10 protein-coding genes are annotated in these 15789 nt (G+C 46.4%); 9 read left to right on the top strand and 1 reads right to left on the bottom strand.

From position 1 onward, the window contains the following. Positions 1-4: 4 nt before the first annotated feature. From INT76_RS07010 to purH, 5 genes are read left to right on the top strand one after another with little or no spacing between them, the layout of a single operon-like run. Positions 5-3730, top strand: coding sequence for a phosphoribosylformylglycinamidine synthase (locus INT76_RS07010; protein WP_212569779.1), 3726 nt, complete (start codon positions 5-7; stop codon positions 3728-3730). A 14-nt stretch (positions 3731-3744) separates the two neighbouring features. Next, complete coding sequence (gene purF, locus INT76_RS07005) at positions 3745-5205, top strand: amidophosphoribosyltransferase (protein WP_212569778.1); 1461 nt, start codon at positions 3745-3747, stop codon at positions 5203-5205. Positions 5206-5250: 45 nt separating this feature from the next. After that, positions 5251-6273, top strand: coding sequence for a phosphoribosylformylglycinamidine cyclo-ligase (gene purM, locus INT76_RS07000; protein ID WP_212569777.1), 1023 nt, complete (start codon positions 5251-5253; stop codon positions 6271-6273). Beyond that, on the top strand, positions 6270-6815 hold the full coding sequence (gene purN, locus INT76_RS06995) for a phosphoribosylglycinamide formyltransferase (RefSeq protein WP_212569776.1): 546 nt from the start codon (positions 6270-6272) through the stop codon (positions 6813-6815). The genes purM and purN overlap by 4 nt, the downstream gene beginning before the upstream one ends. A 23-nt stretch (positions 6816-6838) precedes the next feature. Continuing rightward, positions 6839-8386 (top strand): bifunctional phosphoribosylaminoimidazolecarboxamide formyltransferase/IMP cyclohydrolase, encoded by a 1548-nt coding sequence (purH, locus tag INT76_RS06990; protein WP_212569775.1) that lies wholly within the window; start codon positions 6839-6841, stop codon positions 8384-8386. Between the two features lie 82 nt (positions 8387-8468). Here the strand turns inward: purH and argS are convergent, their stop codons facing one another. Further along, positions 8469-10157 (bottom strand): arginine--tRNA ligase, encoded by a 1689-nt coding sequence (gene argS, locus INT76_RS06985; protein ID WP_212569774.1) that lies wholly within the window; start codon positions 10155-10157, stop codon positions 8469-8471. A 115-nt stretch (positions 10158-10272) separates the two neighbouring features. On the opposite strand from argS, the gene argR reads away from it, so the two are divergent. The 4 genes from argR to mutL all read left to right on the top strand — a co-directional run bounded on the left by argR (position 10273) and on the right by mutL (position 15745). After that, the gene (gene argR, locus INT76_RS06980) at positions 10273-10713 is read left to right on the top strand and encodes an arginine repressor (protein ID WP_212573041.1); all 441 of its coding nucleotides are present in this window, start codon (positions 10273-10275) and stop codon (positions 10711-10713) included. A 15-nt stretch (positions 10714-10728) separates the two neighbouring features. Further along, positions 10729-13269 carry a DNA mismatch repair protein MutS gene (gene mutS, locus INT76_RS06975; RefSeq protein WP_212569773.1) on the top strand — a complete coding sequence of 847 codons (2541 nt, stop codon included), beginning with the start codon at positions 10729-10731 and terminating at the stop codon, positions 13267-13269. A gap of 171 nt (positions 13270-13440) precedes the next feature. Beyond that, positions 13441-13749: a YjgN family protein gene (locus tag INT76_RS06970; protein WP_212569772.1), complete on the top strand. Its 309-nt coding sequence runs from the start codon at positions 13441-13443 to the stop codon at positions 13747-13749. Between the two features lie 79 nt (positions 13750-13828). Beyond that, on the top strand, positions 13829-15745 hold the full coding sequence (gene mutL / locus INT76_RS06965; protein ID WP_212569771.1) for a DNA mismatch repair endonuclease MutL: 1917 nt from the start codon (positions 13829-13831) through the stop codon (positions 15743-15745). The last annotated feature ends 44 nt before the right edge of the window (positions 15746-15789 follow it).

Below are 15789 nucleotides of genomic sequence, written 5' to 3'. Positions count from 1 at the left end.
CATCATGGATAAACGAATTTTTGTTGAGAAAAAAGCGGATTTTCAGATTAAGGCGGAGTCGTTGCTTAAAGAGTTGAAGCATAATTTGCAGTTGCACACTTTGACGAGTCTTCGCTTAGTTCAGGTTTACGATGTATTTCATCTGAGCCCGGAATTGGTTGAACCGGCAGAAAGACATATTTTTTCTGAACAGGTAACCGATAGGATTTTGTCTAAGGAGTCAGTTCAGGAAGCTCTAGCGCATTCGCTTTATTTTGCCATCGAGGCCTTGCCGGGTCAGTTTGATCAGCGAGCAGCTAGCTCTCAGGAAGCGCTCTTGCTTTTGGGCAGCGACGATAAGGTTCGAGTGAACACTGCTCAACTGTATCTGCTCAATCAAGATTTGGCAGAAGATGAATTGGCTGCTATTAAGAAATACTTGCTCAATCCTGTGGATTCGCGTTTTAAGGATATTGATTCTCCTCTGGCACCACAGGAATTTTCGGCATCTGACAAGACGATTCCTAATCTTGATTTCTTTGAAACCTATACAGCAGAAGACTTTACGCGTTATAAGCGTGAGGCAGGCATGGCTATGGAAGTGGATGACCTGCTCTTTATTCAGAGCTACTTTAAGTCAATCGGTCGTGTTCCGACTGAAACAGAGCTCAAGGTGTTGGATACTTATTGGAGTGACCACTGCCGTCATACGACATTTGAAACAGAGCTAAAAACGATTGATTTTTCTGCGTCCAAGTTCCAAAAGCAGCTTCAGACTACTTACGATAAGTATTTGGCGATGAGAGAGGAATTGGGACGGACGGCTAAGCCACAGACTCTTATGGATATGGCAACAATTTTTGGACGCTATGAGCGAGCAAATGGCCGCTTGGATGATATGGAAGTGTCTGACGAAATCAATGCCTGCTCCGTTGAAATTGAAGTGGATGTCAACGGTGTTAAGGAGCCGTGGCTTCTAATGTTTAAAAATGAAACTCATAACCATCCGACTGAAATTGAGCCATTCGGTGGGGCGGCTACCTGTATTGGTGGGGCAATCCGTGATCCGCTGTCAGGTCGCTCTTATGTTTATCAGGCTATGCGGATTTCGGGTGCGGGAGATATTACAGCTCCTATTTCCCAGACTCGCTCAGGGAAATTGCCACAGCAGGTTATCTCTAAGACAGCTGCCCACGGTTACTCGTCCTACGGCAATCAGATTGGTCTTGCAACTACTTATGTTCGCGAATACTTCCACCCTGGTTTTGTAGCTAAGCGGATGGAGTTGGGAGCAGTGGTTGGGGCGGCTCCAAAGAGTAATGTGGTTCGTGAAAAGCCAGAGGCGGGCGACTTGGTTATCCTCCTAGGAGGTAAAACAGGTCGTGACGGAATTGGTGGAGCGACAGGTTCCTCTAAAGTTCAAACGGTTGAATCGGTGGAAACAGCTGGTGCAGAGGTTCAAAAAGGAAATGCTATTGAAGAACGTAAGATTCAACGCCTATTCCGTAACGGTCAAGTCACTCGTCTGATTAAGAAGTCTAATGACTTTGGTGCTGGTGGAGTCTGTGTGGCTATCGGTGAGCTGGCAGATGGTTTAGAAATTGATCTGGACAAGGTGCCGCTCAAGTACGCTGGACTTAATGGAACAGAAATTGCCATTTCTGAATCTCAGGAGCGGATGAGTGTGGTCGTCCGTCCGGAAGATGCTGAAAAATTCATTGCAGCCTGTGCCGAAGAAAACATTCATGCGGTTGTGGTCGCTAAGGTTACTGAAAAGCCAAACTTGGTCATGGTTTGGAACGGCCAAACCATCGTGGATATCGAGCGTTCCTTCTTAGATACCAACGGTGTTCGTGTGGTGGTGGATGCCAAGGTAGTTGACAAGGCTGTCAACCTTCCTGAAACTCGTCTTACCTCCGCTGCTAGTCTGGAAGAAGATGTACAGACTGTTTTAGCCGATCTCAACCATGCCAGCCAGAAAGGGCTGCAGACCATATTTGACAGCTCGGTCGGCCGTTCAACTGTCAACCATCCAGTTGGTGGCCGTTATCAGATAACACCAACTGAAAGCTCTGTTCAAAAATTACCAGTCCAACATGGGCTGACCACAACAGCCTCTGTAATGGCGCAGGGTTACAACCCTTATATTGCGGAATGGTCGCCTTACCATGGTGCAGCCTATGCGGTCATTGAGGCAACGGCTCGCTTGGTAGCAACGGGTGCCAACTGGTCACAGGCGCGTTTCTCTTATCAGGAATATTTTGAGCGCATGGACAAGCAGGCAGAGCGGTTTGGCCAGCCAGTAGCAGCTCTTCTTGGTTCTATTGAAGCTCAAATCCAGCTAGGGTTGCCGTCAATCGGTGGTAAGGACTCTATGTCTGGAACTTTTGAAGAATTAACCGTACCTCCAACTCTGGTTGCTTTTGGTGTGACGACGGCGGATAGCCGCAAGGTTCTTTCGCCAGAATTTAAGGCTGCGGATGAATACATCTACTATCTGCCAGGCCAAGCGATTGGTCAGGAGATTGACTTTAATCTGATTAAGTCCAATTTTGAGCTTGTGGCAGCTATCCAAGACAAGCATAAGATTTCAGCAACAGCAGCTGTGAAATACGGTGGCCTTCTTGAAAGCCTTGCTTTGATGAGTTTTGGAAACCGAATTGGTGCTAAGGTCGAGCTGGAACAACTGGAAACCTGCTTAACTGGTCAGCTTGGCGGCTTTGTCTTTACTTCAACCGAAGATATTGAGGGAGTTGTCAAGATTGGTCAGACTCAGGCGGACTTTACACTGCTTGTCAATGGTGTAAACCTAGCAGGCGCTAACCTCCTCAAGGCTTTTGAAGGAAAATTGGAGGAAGTGTACCCAACAGAATTTGAGCAAGAAGAAGTGCTGCAAGAGGTACCTGAGGTGGTATCAACTACGGTAGTTGCTGCCAAAGAAAAGGTCGAGCAGCCACTAGTTTACATCCCAGTCTTTCCAGGAACCAACTCTGAGTATGACTCTGCCAAGGCCTTTGAACAGGCTGGTGCCAAGGTTAATTTGGTACCATTTGTAACTCTTGATCATGCTGCTATTGAGAAGTCCGTTGCAAGCATGGTAGCTCATATTGAGCAGGCCAATATCATCTTCTTTGCTGGTGGATTCTCGGCAGCAGATGAACCAGACGGTTCAGCTAAGTTTATTGTCAACATCTTGCTCAATGAAAAAGTACGAGCGGCTATCGATGCATTTATCGCTAAGGGTGGTTTGATTATCGGTATCTGTAACGGTTTCCAAGCCTTGGTTAAGTCTGGTCTATTGCCTTATGGTAATTTTGAAGAAGCTTCTGCAGAAAGCCCAACCCTCTTTTACAACGATGCCAACCAGCACGTTGCTAAAATGGTAGAAACCCGCATCGCCAATACCAATTCTCCTTGGTTGGCAGGGGTAAAAGTTGGGGATATTCATGCTATTCCAGTTTCACACGGTGAAGGAAAATTTGTTGTGACAGACGAAGAGTTTGCTGCGCTTCGTGATAACGGGCAAATTTGGAGCCAGTATGTCGATTTTACTGGTCAGCCAAGCATGGATTCCAAGTACAATCCAAATGGTTCTGTCCATGCGATTGAAGGGATTACCAGCAAAAACGGACAAATTATCGGTAAAATGGGACACTCAGAACGTTATGAAGACGGTCTCTTCCAGAACATTCCTGGTCAAAAAGACCAACACTTGTTCCGCTCAGCTGTTCGCTACTTTACAGGAAAATAAGAAGAAGGATTACAATGACGTACGAAGTAAAATCTCTGAATGAGGAATGTGGAGTTTTCGGTATATGGGGTCATCCCCAAGCAGCCCAAGTGACCTACTTTGGTCTGCATAGTTTGCAGCATCGAGGACAGGAAGGTGCAGGAATTTTATCAAATGATGGCGGTCGGCTGAACCGCTACCGCGATACAGGTTTGTTGGCAGAGGTCTTTAAAAATCCGAGTGATTTGGAGAAATTAACAGGGTCTGCTGCCATCGGCCATGTCCGCTATGCAACGGCAGGTACGGCCTCCATCAACAATATCCAGCCTTTTCACTTTGAATTTGCAGATATGGAATTTGGTCTGGCTCACAATGGTAATCTAATTAACGCAGTTAGCCTGAAGGCAGAACTAGAGCGGAACGGTGCAATTTTTTCCAGTAGCTCGGACACAGAGATTTTGGCCCACTTGATTCGTCGTAGCCACAATCCGAGTTTGATGGGCAAAATAAAGGAAGCACTCAGCACAGTCAAGGGTGGGTTTGCCTACATCCTTATGCTGGAAGACAAGATGATTGCTGCCTTGGATCCAAATGGTTTTCGTCCTCTGTCGATTGGTCAAATGGCCAATGGTGCTTGGGTTGTTTCAAGTGAAACCTGTGCTTTTGAAGTCGTCGGTGCCAAGTGGGTGCGTGATGTTCGTCCTGGAGAAATTGTTATCATTGATGACAGTGGCGTTCATTACGATAGCTACACAGACGATACTCAACTTGCAATTTGTTCCATGGAATATGTCTACTTTGCTCGGCCGGATTCAGTGATTCATGGGGTCAATGTTCATGCAGCTCGTAAGAAAATGGGGCGCAGGCTGGCTCAAGAATTCCAGCACGAAGCAGATATTGTCGTTGGTGTTCCTAATTCTTCTCTGTCTGCTGCTAGTGGCTTTTCAGAGGAATCAGGCCTGCCAAACGAGATGGGCCTGATTAAAAATCAGTATACACAACGCACCTTTATCCAACCGACTCAGGAACTGCGAGAACAGGGGGTTCGGATGAAGCTGTCAGCCGTATCCAGTATTGTCAAGGGCAAGCGTGTGGTGATGGTAGATGATTCGATTGTTCGGGGAACAACCAGCCGTCGAATTGTTCAACTCTTGCGTGAAGCGGGAGCGGCAGAAGTTCATGTGGCTATTGGTAGCCCAGAACTTAAGTATCCATGTTTTTATGGGATTGATATTCAAAATCGCCGAGAATTGATTTCTGCCAATCATACGGTGGATGAGGTTTGTGAAATTATCGGAGCAGACAGTCTGACCTATCTGTCATTGGAAGGTATGATAGAAGCCATTGGCATTGATACAGATGCGCCAAATGGCGGTTTGTGTGTAGCTTACTTTGATGGGAAGTTTCCGACCCCTCTGTATGATTACGAGGAAGAATATATCCGCAGTTTGGAAGAAAAAACAAGTTTTTATATCGACAATGTGAAAAAAGGTTGATAACTTGCTGTTTTGCAGCGTTACGATAAGGAAAAGGTGAATATTATGACAGAAAAAAATGCCTATGCTCAATCTGGCGTTGATGTAGAAGCAGGCTATGAAGTTGTTGAGCGGATAAAAAAACACGTTGCACGCACCGAGCGTGTAGGTGTTATGGGTGCCTTGGGTGGCTTTGGCGGAATGTTTGATTTGACCCAGTTGGACGTGAAAGAGCCAGTCCTCATCTCGGGTACGGATGGTGTAGGAACCAAGCTCATGCTGGCAATCAAGTACGATAAACACGACACTATCGGGCAAGACTGTGTGGCCATGTGTGTCAATGACATTATTGCTGCAGGTGCGGAGCCGCTTTACTTCTTGGATTATATTGCAACTGGCAAAAACGAGCCTGCTAAACTAGAGCAGGTGGTAGCTGGCGTAGCAGAGGGATGCGTGCAGGCAGGCTGTGGTCTTATCGGTGGTGAAACTGCTGAGATGCCGGGTATGTACGGCCCAGATGATTATGACCTAGCTGGTTTTGCGGTCGGTGTAGCTGAGAAATCTCAGATCATCGATGGTAGCAAGGTTGCTGAAGGGGATGTTTTGCTGGGACTGGCTTCTAGTGGTATCCATTCTAACGGTTATTCCTTGGTTCGTCGGGTTTTTGCAGATTATACAGGCGATGAGATTTTGCCAGAACTGGAAGGCAAGCCTCTCCAGGCGGTTTTGCTGGAGCCTACTCGTATCTATGTTAAGGCTGTTCTTCCTTTGGTAAAAGAAGGCCTGGTCAACGGCATTGCCCATATCACCGGCGGCGGCTTTATCGAAAATGTTCCCCGTATGTTTGCAGATGATTTGGCCGCTGAAATTGAAGAAGCTACCATTCCAGTTTTACCGATTTTCAAGGCACTTGAAACCTATGGTCAAATCAAACATGAGGAAATGTTTGAAATCTTCAACATGGGAATTGGTTTGATGCTGGCTGTCAGCCCAGATAAGGTTGCGCGTGTCAAGGAATTGGTTGACGAGGAAGTTTACGAATTAGGCCGCATCATCAAGAAAGAAAATCAGAGTGTAGTGATTAAATGAAAAAAATAGCTGTATTTGCATCGGGTAACGGATCTAATTTTCAAGTGATTGCGGAGCAATTTCAGGTGGAGCTGGTGTTTTCGGATCACCGTGATGCCTACGTCTTAGAACGTGCCCAGAATCTGGCTGTACCCAGCTTTGCTTTTGAACTCAAGGAGTTCGCTGACAAGGTAGCTTATGAGCAAGCAATTGTGACATTACTGCAAGAACGGGCTATTGATTTGGTGGTTCTGGCAGGGTATATGAAGATTGTCGGCCCAACCTTGCTTTCTGCTTATGAGGGGCGCATCATCAATATCCACCCAGCCTATCTGCCAGAGTTTCCCGGTGCGCATGGGATTCAAGATGCTTGGGAGGCTGGCGTCACAGAAAGTGGTGTGACCGTTCATTGGGTAGACGCTGGTGTGGACACAGGGCAGGTCATCAAGCAGGTGCGCGTGCCGCGTCTGCCCGATGATAGCCTTGAAACCTTTGAAGCAAGGATTCATGAGGCGGAGTATGAGTTATATCCGGCTGTCATTAAGGAATTGCTGGCTGAGTAAACATTGAAAAACAAGGAGTAAACATGACAAAACGTGCGTTGATTAGCGTATCAGATAAGGCGGGCATTGTAGAATTTGCCCAAGAATTAACCAAAATGGGCTGGGAGATTATTTCAACCGGCGGCACCAAGGTTGCTCTTGATAACGCAGGGGTGGCTACCGTTGCCATTGATGATGTGACGGGTTTTCCTGAAATGATGGATGGTCGGGTCAAGACCCTTCATCCAAAAATTCACGGAGGACTATTGGCTCGTCGGGATTTGGAGAGTCATTTGGCAGCTGCGAATGAGCATGAAATTGGATTGATTGATTTGGTAGTGGTTAACCTCTATCCTTTCAAGGAAACCATCCTGCGTCCAGATGTGACCTACGATTTGGCGGTGGAAAACATTGACATCGGTGGGCCGTCCATGCTTCGTTCTGCTGCAAAAAACCATGCTAGTGTAACAGTAGTAGTGGACCCTGCGGATTATACAACGGTTCTGTCTGAATTGGCAGATGGGGGGGAAACCAGCTATCCAACCCGTCAGCGTTTGGCAGCTAAGGTTTTCCGCCACACAGCAGCCTATGATGCTTTGATTGCGGATTACTTTACCAAACAGGTCGGTGAAAGCAAGCCTGAGAAATTGACCCTAACCTATGATCTCAATCAGCCTATGCGTTATGGAGAAAATCCACAGCAGGATGCAGATTTCTATCAAAATGCACTTCCGACGGCCTACTCCATTGCCTCAGCAAAACAGCTCAATGGTAAAGAACTCTCGTTCAACAATATTCGCGATGCGGATGCGGCTATTCGGATTATCCGTGATTTCAAGGATCGTCCAACAGTGGTGGCCCTCAAGCATATGAACCCTTGTGGCATTGGTCAAGCAGATACCATCGAAGGAGCTTGGGATCATGCTTATGCGGCGGATCCGGTATCTATTTTCGGAGGTATTGTTGTCCTTAACAGAGAGGTAGATGCTGCGACGGCTGAAAAGATGCATCCGGTATTCTTGGAAATCATCATTGCTCCGAGCTACTCGGATCAAGCGCTAGCTATTTTGACCAATAAAAAGAAAAATCTGCGCATCTTAGAACTGCCATTTGATGCTCAGGATGCTTCTGAAGTTGAAGCAGAATATACGGGTGTAGTCGGTGGCATGTTGGTGCAGAATCAGGATGTGGTAGAAGAGAACCCGGCGGGTTGGCAAGTGGTGACGGAGCGTCAGCCTTCAGAGCAGGAATGGACTGCCTTGGAGTTTGCTTGGAAGGCTTGTAAATATGTCAAGTCTAACGGTATTATCGTTACCAACGACAAAATGACCTTGGGTGTGGGGCCTGGCCAGACCAATCGTGTGGCTTCTGTCCGGATTGCAATAGAACAGGCCAAGGAACGTTTGGATGGCGCAGTTCTTGCTAGTGACGCCTTCTTTCCATTTGCAGATAATGTGGAGGAAATTGCTCATTCTGGTATCAAGGCTATTATCCAGCCAGGCGGTTCTGTCCGAGATCAAGAATCTATTGATATGGCCAATAAGTATAGTTTGACCATGGTCTTTACGGGAGTAAGACACTTCCGTCACTAATATATTCTTCCTAAAAGCCAACTGAAAAGTTGGTTTTTTGGCGCACAAAAAAGCAAGGAAAGGAAATCCTTGCTTCTTTTGTTTACATTTTTTCAGGAGTATCAACACCGAGGAGGCGAAGTGCTTCTTTGAGGACTAGACCAGTCGTGTAAGCGAGCGCCAAGCGGCTATCGCGCTCTGGGCTTTCATCCAAGATACGGGTATGAGCGTAGTATTTGTTGAAGGCTTGAGCTAGGTTGATAGCATATTTGGCTACTAAGGATGGGTCAAATTTTTCACCAGCACGTTCTACAATATTTGAGAAGTTTTGGATGTGCTTGATGATGTCCCAGCTTTCAGCGTCTGCTAGTTTGTAGTCATTTTCTGCGGCTGGTACAAAGTCTGCCTTGCGCAAGATAGACTGGATGCGGGCGTATGCGTATTGAACATAAGGGCCGGTTTCTCCTTCAAAGGAAACCATAGCCTCTAGGTCAAAGTCATAACCGTTGTCACGGTCAGTCTTGAGGTCGAAGAATTTAACTGCTCCGATACCAACTGCCTTAGCCACTTCTTCCTTGTTTTCCAGTTCAGGATTTTTAGCTTCAATCTGAGATAGAGCGCGGGAAACTGCTTCGTCAAGGGTTGGCTCAAGGAGGATGATGTTCCCCTTACGGGTAGAGAGTTTCTTCTTGTTCTTAGTTACCAAGCCCATAGTGACGTGAACCATATCGTCGCTCCAGTCAAAGCCCATTTCCTTGAGGACGGCCTTGAGTTGCTTGAAGTGGTTGATTTGTTCTTGACCTACAACATAGATGTTTTTCACAAAGTCGTAGGTACGCTTGCGGTACATGGCTGTTGCCATATCGCGAGTGATGTAGAGAGTAGCGCCGTCTGATTTCATGATGAGGGCAGGAGGCAGGTTGTAGCTTTCAAGGTCTACGATCTTAGCTCCTTTAGATTCTTTAAGAAGGCCCTTGTCTTCAAGGATTTGGATACCTTCGTCCATCTTGTCATTGTAGAAGGCTTCTCCGTTGAAACTATCAAAATGAACATTCAATTTTTCATAGATACGGTTAAATTCCACCAAACTTTCGTCGCGGAACCATTGCCAGAGTTCCCAAGCTTCCTCATCGCCATCCTCTAGTTTTTTGAACCATTGACGTGCTTCTTCGTCCAACTCAGGTCTTTCTTCTACTTCAGCGTTAATGCGGACATAGAGTTTGAGGAGTTCATCGATTGGATTGGCCTCAATAGTAGCCTTGTCACCCCACAGTTTATAGGCAACAATCAGCATACCGAACTGCTTACCCCAATCTCCCAAATGGTTGATGCGGATTGGAGTGTAGCCCATCTTCGCGTAAATGTTAGCAAGGGCATCACCAATAACAGTGGAGCGTAGATGACCCACGGAGAATGGTTTGGCGATGTTTGGACTGGACATATCGATGGTCACATTGTGGCCTTGACCGATGTTGAGCTGTCCATAATTTGCTTGCTCGCTGATGACTTGCGTCAGTACTTGGTGAGAAATGGCAGCCTTGTCCAAGAAGAAGTTGACATAAGGACCAGTCGCAACGACTTTTTCAAAGCCTGCGGCGTCTACTTTTTCAGCAATGTCTGCTGCGATTGCCTGAGGAGCTTTGTGCTCGACCTTTGCTAGTGAGAAGGCAGGAAAGGCAATATCTCCCATTTCAGATGATTTTGGTTTTTCAAGCAGGGCATAAATAGCTGTTACATCGAGATGAGGCAATACGGCAGCTAATCTTTCTGCTACGAGATTTTTTTGATTCATAGATAGACCTCCAGAGTTACTGATTCTATTTTATCACATTTCTGCCCTAATAGATGTGAAAATTTTCCTGATTTTGTTATAATATTTCTATAAATATACACTTTGAGGTAAAATGATGAATAAAATAGAGCGACATGAGTTAATCAAGTCGATGATTCGTCAGGAAAGAATTGGACGACAGGCGGATATTCAGGAACGATTGAATGCGCGTGGGGTGATAGTGACCCAAACGACACTTTCGCGGGATTTGCGGGAGCTAGGGGTTATCAAAATCCATGACAACGGAAGATCCTACTATTCCCTGTCCGTAGAAGATGAGGCTGTTAATTACAGTCAGCTTTTAGCAGAATATGCTTACAAGGTAGAGAGGGCTAGTTTTATACTGGTCTTACATTCAGAACTGGGCGAGGCAGCTCTTATGGCCAACATTATTGACGCTGAAAAACCGGCCACGATTCTGGGAACGCTAGCTGGTGCCAATACACTCTTGGTGATTTGTCGAGATGAAGAGGCAGCCAAGCAAGTGGAGGCGGAGATTAACCATTTTTTGATTTAGATTGAGAGAGAGAAGATGGCAATAGAAAAAATTTCTCCGGGAATGCAGCAGTATCTGGATATAAAAGCCAAGCATCCAGATGCTTTTTTGCTTTTCCGTATGGGAGACTTTTATGAATTGTTTTATGAGGATGCAGTTGAAGCAGCTCAAATTTTAGAGTTGACCTTGACCAGCCGCAATAAAAACGCGGAAAATCCTATTCCGATGGCTGGGGTTCCCTATCATGCGGCCCAGCAGTATATTGATACCTTGGTGGAGTTGGGGCACAAGGTGGCGATTGCTGAGCAAGTTGAAGACCCTAAAATGGCTGTCGGTGTGGTCAAGCGAGAAGTAGTGCAGATTATTACTCCAGGAACGATGACGGATTCTTCTAAATTGGGTTCTGAAAGTAATTTCCTGGTGGCGATGGATCGTCAGGGTTTGCGCTATGCCTTATCCTATATGGATGTGGCGACTGGGCAATTCTATGTGACGAGCTTAGAAGATTTTAGTAGTCTTTGTGGGGAAATCCGCAATTTGCGGGCACGTGAAGTGGTGGTTGGTTCCCCCTTGTCAGAAGAGGAGGAGACCGTTTTGACCCGTCAGATGAACCTGCTCCTGTCTTTTGAGGAAGAGGTATTGGATGATGTCCATCTGATAGACGCTTCTCTAACCGAGTTAGAGAAGCAAACAGCTGGTAAGCTTCTTAGCTACCTCAAGCGAACCCAGTTGCGGGATTTGGTTCACTTGCAAAAGGTGATTCACTATGAAATCAAAGACTACCTGCAGATGGATTACGCGACCAAGGCTAGTCTGGATCTGCTGGAAAATGGTCGAACCGGTAAAAAGCATGGCAGTCTTTACTGGCTGTTGGACGAAACTAAAACAGCCATGGGGATACGCTTGCTGCGGAGCTGGATTGATCGGCCATTGATTGATAAAGAGCGGATTGAGGCGCGTCAAGAGGTGGTTGCAGTTTTTCTGAACTATTTCTTTGAGCGCAGCGATTTGGTGGAGAGTCTCAAAGGAGTCTATGATATTGAGCGACTAGCCAGTCGGGTTTCTTTTGGGAAAACCACACCCAAGGATCTTCTTCAATTGGCTCAGACGCTGGCCAATGTTCCTGCGATTAAGGGGATTTTGCAGCAGATGGAGCAGCCAGCCTTGTCTAGTTTGGTTGCCAACCTAGACCCGATTCCTGAACTTCACGCTCTTATCAGCTCTGCTATTGACCCAGAGGCGCAAGCAACCATTACGGAGGGCAATATTATTCGGTCTGGCTTTGATGCAACCTTGGATCAGTATCGTCTGGTCATGCGAGAGGGGACGGGCTGGATTGCGGAGATTGAAACTAAGGAGCGAGCGGCTTCTGGTATTACCAATCTCAAAATCGATTACAACAAAAAAGATGGTTACTATTTCCATGTGACCAACTCCAACTTAGGCAATGTGCCGACACATTTTTTCCGCAAGGCCACTCTGAAAAATTCAGAGCGTTATGGAACAGAAGAATTGGCCAAGATAGAAGGTCAAATGTTGGAGGCGCGTGATAAGTCGTCCAATCTGGAGTATGAGATTTTCATGCGTATTCGTCAGGAGGTTGAAAAGTATATCAGCCGCCTGCAAAAATTAGCCCGAACGATTGCGACAGTTGATGTGCTTCAGTCCTTTGCGGCTTTGGCTGAACAGGAGCGTTGGATACGTCCGGTCTTCACTCAGCATCGCGACTTGTCTATTAAGGATGGTCGTCATGCGGTAGTGGAGAAGGTTATGGGCAGACAAACCTATATTCCAAACTCTATCTACTTAGATAACAAGACCAATATGCAGTTGATTACAGGCCCCAATATGAGCGGGAAATCCACCTATATGCGGCAGTTGGCAGTGATTGTTATCCTGGCTCAAATGGGTTCATATGTGCCGGCAGAAGAGGCTGAATTACCGATCTTCGATGCGATTTTCACGCGAATTGGAGCGGCGGATGATTTGGTCAGCGGCCAATCGACCTTTATGGTTGAGATGATGGAAGCCAACAAGGCCGTTCGTCTTGCGACCGAGAGCTCCTTGATTCTTTTTGATGAGTTGGGGCGTGGGACTGCAACTTATGATGGCATGGCCTTGGCTCAGTCAATTATTGAATATATTCACGATAAGATAGGAGCGAAGACTCTATTTGCTACCCATTATCATGAACTGACGGAACTCAGTCAGACTTTGGAGCATTTGGAAAATGTCCATGTATCTACTCTCGAAAAGGATGGACAAGTAACCTTCCTGCATAAGATTGCCCCTGGACCTGCCGACAAGTCCTATGGGATTCATGTAGCTAAGATTGCTGGCATGCCAGATAGTTTGCTGGCACGGGCAGATAGCATCCTCCAATCACTGGAAAATCAGGGTCAGCACTATCAAGCCCCTCGCCAACCAATCCAAGAAAATGGTCAGCTAGACTTGTTTGCCAGTCCACATCCAGTTGTGGAGGAGCTGGGCAAGCTAGACCTTTACAATATGACTCCTATGGAAGCGATGCAGGTTTTAGCAGAGTTGCAGAAAAAGCTAGGGAGCGACTCTGTGTAATACAGGATTTTAGCCTGTCAGAATGATTGGGAAAACAAGTTGTATCCTCCGGCCTAGATTTTGGCCGGAGGATGGCGTACTTTGATTATCTTGCTGAAAAGAAAGGGCGGTCCGATTAAGGACGGCCCTTTGCGTTGTGGTATAATAGAAAGAAAGCAAAAGGAGAAGTAGATGAACAGAGAATCGTATTTTGACGGAGGCCTGTTGTCCTATATCGGGCATAGCTTGTTGGCGGCTCTTGTAACTGTCTGTACTCTTGGTATTTGTGCGCCCTGGGGTATATGTCTTATGTATAAATGGAAGGCCAAGCATACAGTCATTGATGGCAGACGCCTTTATTTTGATGGAACAGCCTTGCAGCTTTTTGGAAATTGGATGAAGTGGTGGTTGCTAACTCTGATTACTTTTGGCATTTACGGTTTTTGGCTTCACATTAAACTGGAGCAGTGGATTGCCAAGCATACCCACCATCTCTACTAATCGTCTTGAATCAAAAAAGGGATGATGAGCTCATTACCAACCTCACTAACCGCTGCCCTGCAGCTTAGAAAGAAAGCCTATGTCACATATTATTGAACTACCGGAACTGTTAGCCAACCAGATTGCTGCTGGCGAGGTGATTGAACGTCCGGCTAGTGTGGTCAAGGAATTGCTGGAAAATGCGATTGATGCCAAAGCTAGTCAAATCACCATTACAATTGAAGAAGCCGGTCTGAAAACTATTGAGATTACAGATGACGGAGAAGGAATCGCACCAGATGAAGTCGCTTTAGCCCTGCGCCGTCATGCGACCAGTAAGATTAAGAGTCAAGCAGATCTCTTTCGTATTCGGACACTGGGGTTTCGCGGGGAGGCTCTGCCTTCTATTGCCTCGGTCAGCCAGATTACGATTCGTACAGCAAGAAAAGGACTTTCACACGGTTTGGAACTGATTAGCCGTGGAGGAAAAATTGACTCTCAGAAGACCATTAGTCGACCGGTCGGAACACAAATTATCGTTGAAGATCTTTTTTTCAATACTCCTGCCCGCCTCAAATATGTCAAAAGCCAACAGGCGGAGCTGGCACATATTATTGATGTTGTCAACCGGCTCAGTTTAGCGCATCCAGAAATTGCCTTTCATCTAATCAATGAAGGCCGAGAGCTTATGCATACAGCAGGAACTGGCAATCTAAGACAGGCGATTTCAGGGGTTTACGGTATCGCTTCTGCCAAAAAAATGGTGGAAATCAGTGCTCAGGATTTGGATTTTCAGGTGTCCGGCTACGTTTCTTTACCAGAATTGACCCGAGCCAACCGCAATTATATCAGTATCTTTATCAATGGCCGCTACATCAAGAATTTCTTACTCAACCGAGCTATCTTGGAGGGGTATGGCAGCAAGCTTATGGTTGGACGCTTTCCGCTAGTCGTCATTTCCATTGAGATTGATCCCTATCTGGCTGATGTCAATGTCCATCCGACCAAGCAAGAGGTTCGTCTATCTAAAGAAAAGGAATTGATGGCTCTTATTCGTAAGGCTATTGAGGATGCTCTGGGTCAGCAGGATTTGATTCCTGACGCCCTTGAAAATCTGGCAAAATCTAGCACTCGTGTGAAACCAAAAACCGAGCAAATGACCTTGCCTCTTCGTCAGACCAATCTCTACTACGACACGGTTCGACAAGATTTTTATGTCAAACCAGAAACGGTTGCAGAAGCCATTAAACCCTTGGAAGAAGAGCAAAAAGAGGAGCAGCCAAGGGCAATCAAGTTTGCCCAGCGCCCAACTCAAGTAGTGGAGGACATGGAACATCCCGCCCTCACCCAGCAAGAACTGGCTAAACTAGTTGACCGCCTAGAAGGAGAGGAGAGTTCAACCTTTCCGGAGCTGGACTATTTTGGTCAGATGCATGGAACCTATCTCTTTGCACAAGGAAAGAACGGGCTCTATATCATTGACCAGCACGCCGCACAAGAACGGGTCAAATATGAGTACTACCGAGAGAAGATTGGTCAGGTAGATGCCTCTGCCCAGCAGCTTCTGGTGCCTTATATGTTTGAATTTCCACAGAATGATGCCCTTCTTCTCAGCCAGCGGATGGATGCCCTGCGTCAAGTTGGTGTCAACCTAGAAGAGTACGGTAGCAATCAATTTATTCTTCGGGAGCACCCTATTTGGATGAAGGAAGACGAGATTGAGTCAGGCATCTACGAGATGTGCGATATGTTACTACTAACAAATCAGGTATCCATCAAACAATACCGAGCTGAACTTGCCATTATGATGTCCTGCAAACGGTCTATCAAGGCGAACCACGCTCTGGATGACTACTCGGCGCGTGACCTTCTCCGCCAATTGGCTTCTTGCCAAAATCCATACAACTGCCCACATGGGCGCCCTGTACTCGTGCATTTTTCTAAATCTGATATGGAAAAAATGTTCCGTCGGATTCAAGAGAACCACAGCAGTCTACGAGAACTTGGCAAATACTAAAGAAACACACCTGTCAACTAAGTTGACAGAATGGTAAAGGAAAA

The organism is Streptococcus oriscaviae, from assembly GCF_018137985.1.
In the GTDB taxonomy this organism is placed as follows: Bacteria; Bacillota; Bacilli; order Lactobacillales; family Streptococcaceae; genus Streptococcus; species Streptococcus oriscaviae.
This window is presented reverse-complemented; position numbering and strand designations above follow the sequence as displayed.

Excerpts from the sequence above, each read along its gene's own strand:
- INT76_RS07010 (WP_212569779.1), top strand. The coding sequence starts at position 5 with ATGGATAAACGAATTTTTGTTGAGAAAAAAGCGGATTTTCAGATTAAG.
- purF (WP_212569778.1), top strand. The coding sequence starts at position 3,745 with ATGACGTACGAAGTAAAATCTCTGAATGAGGAATGTGGAGTTTTCGGT.
- purM (WP_212569777.1), top strand. The coding sequence starts at position 5,251 with ATGACAGAAAAAAATGCCTATGCTCAATCTGGCGTTGATGTAGAAGCA.
- purN (WP_212569776.1), top strand. The coding sequence starts at position 6,270 with ATGAAAAAAATAGCTGTATTTGCATCGGGTAACGGATCTAATTTTCAA.
- purH (WP_212569775.1), top strand. The coding sequence starts at position 6,839 with ATGACAAAACGTGCGTTGATTAGCGTATCAGATAAGGCGGGCATTGTA.
- argS (WP_212569774.1), bottom strand. The coding sequence starts at position 10,157 with ATGAATCAAAAAAATCTCGTAGCAGAAAGATTAGCTGCCGTATTGCCT.
- argR (WP_212573041.1), top strand. The coding sequence starts at position 10,273 with ATGAATAAAATAGAGCGACATGAGTTAATCAAGTCGATGATTCGTCAG.
- mutS (WP_212569773.1), top strand. The coding sequence starts at position 10,729 with ATGGCAATAGAAAAAATTTCTCCGGGAATGCAGCAGTATCTGGATATA.
- INT76_RS06970 (WP_212569772.1), top strand. The coding sequence starts at position 13,441 with ATGAACAGAGAATCGTATTTTGACGGAGGCCTGTTGTCCTATATCGGG.
- mutL (WP_212569771.1), top strand. The coding sequence starts at position 13,829 with ATGTCACATATTATTGAACTACCGGAACTGTTAGCCAACCAGATTGCT.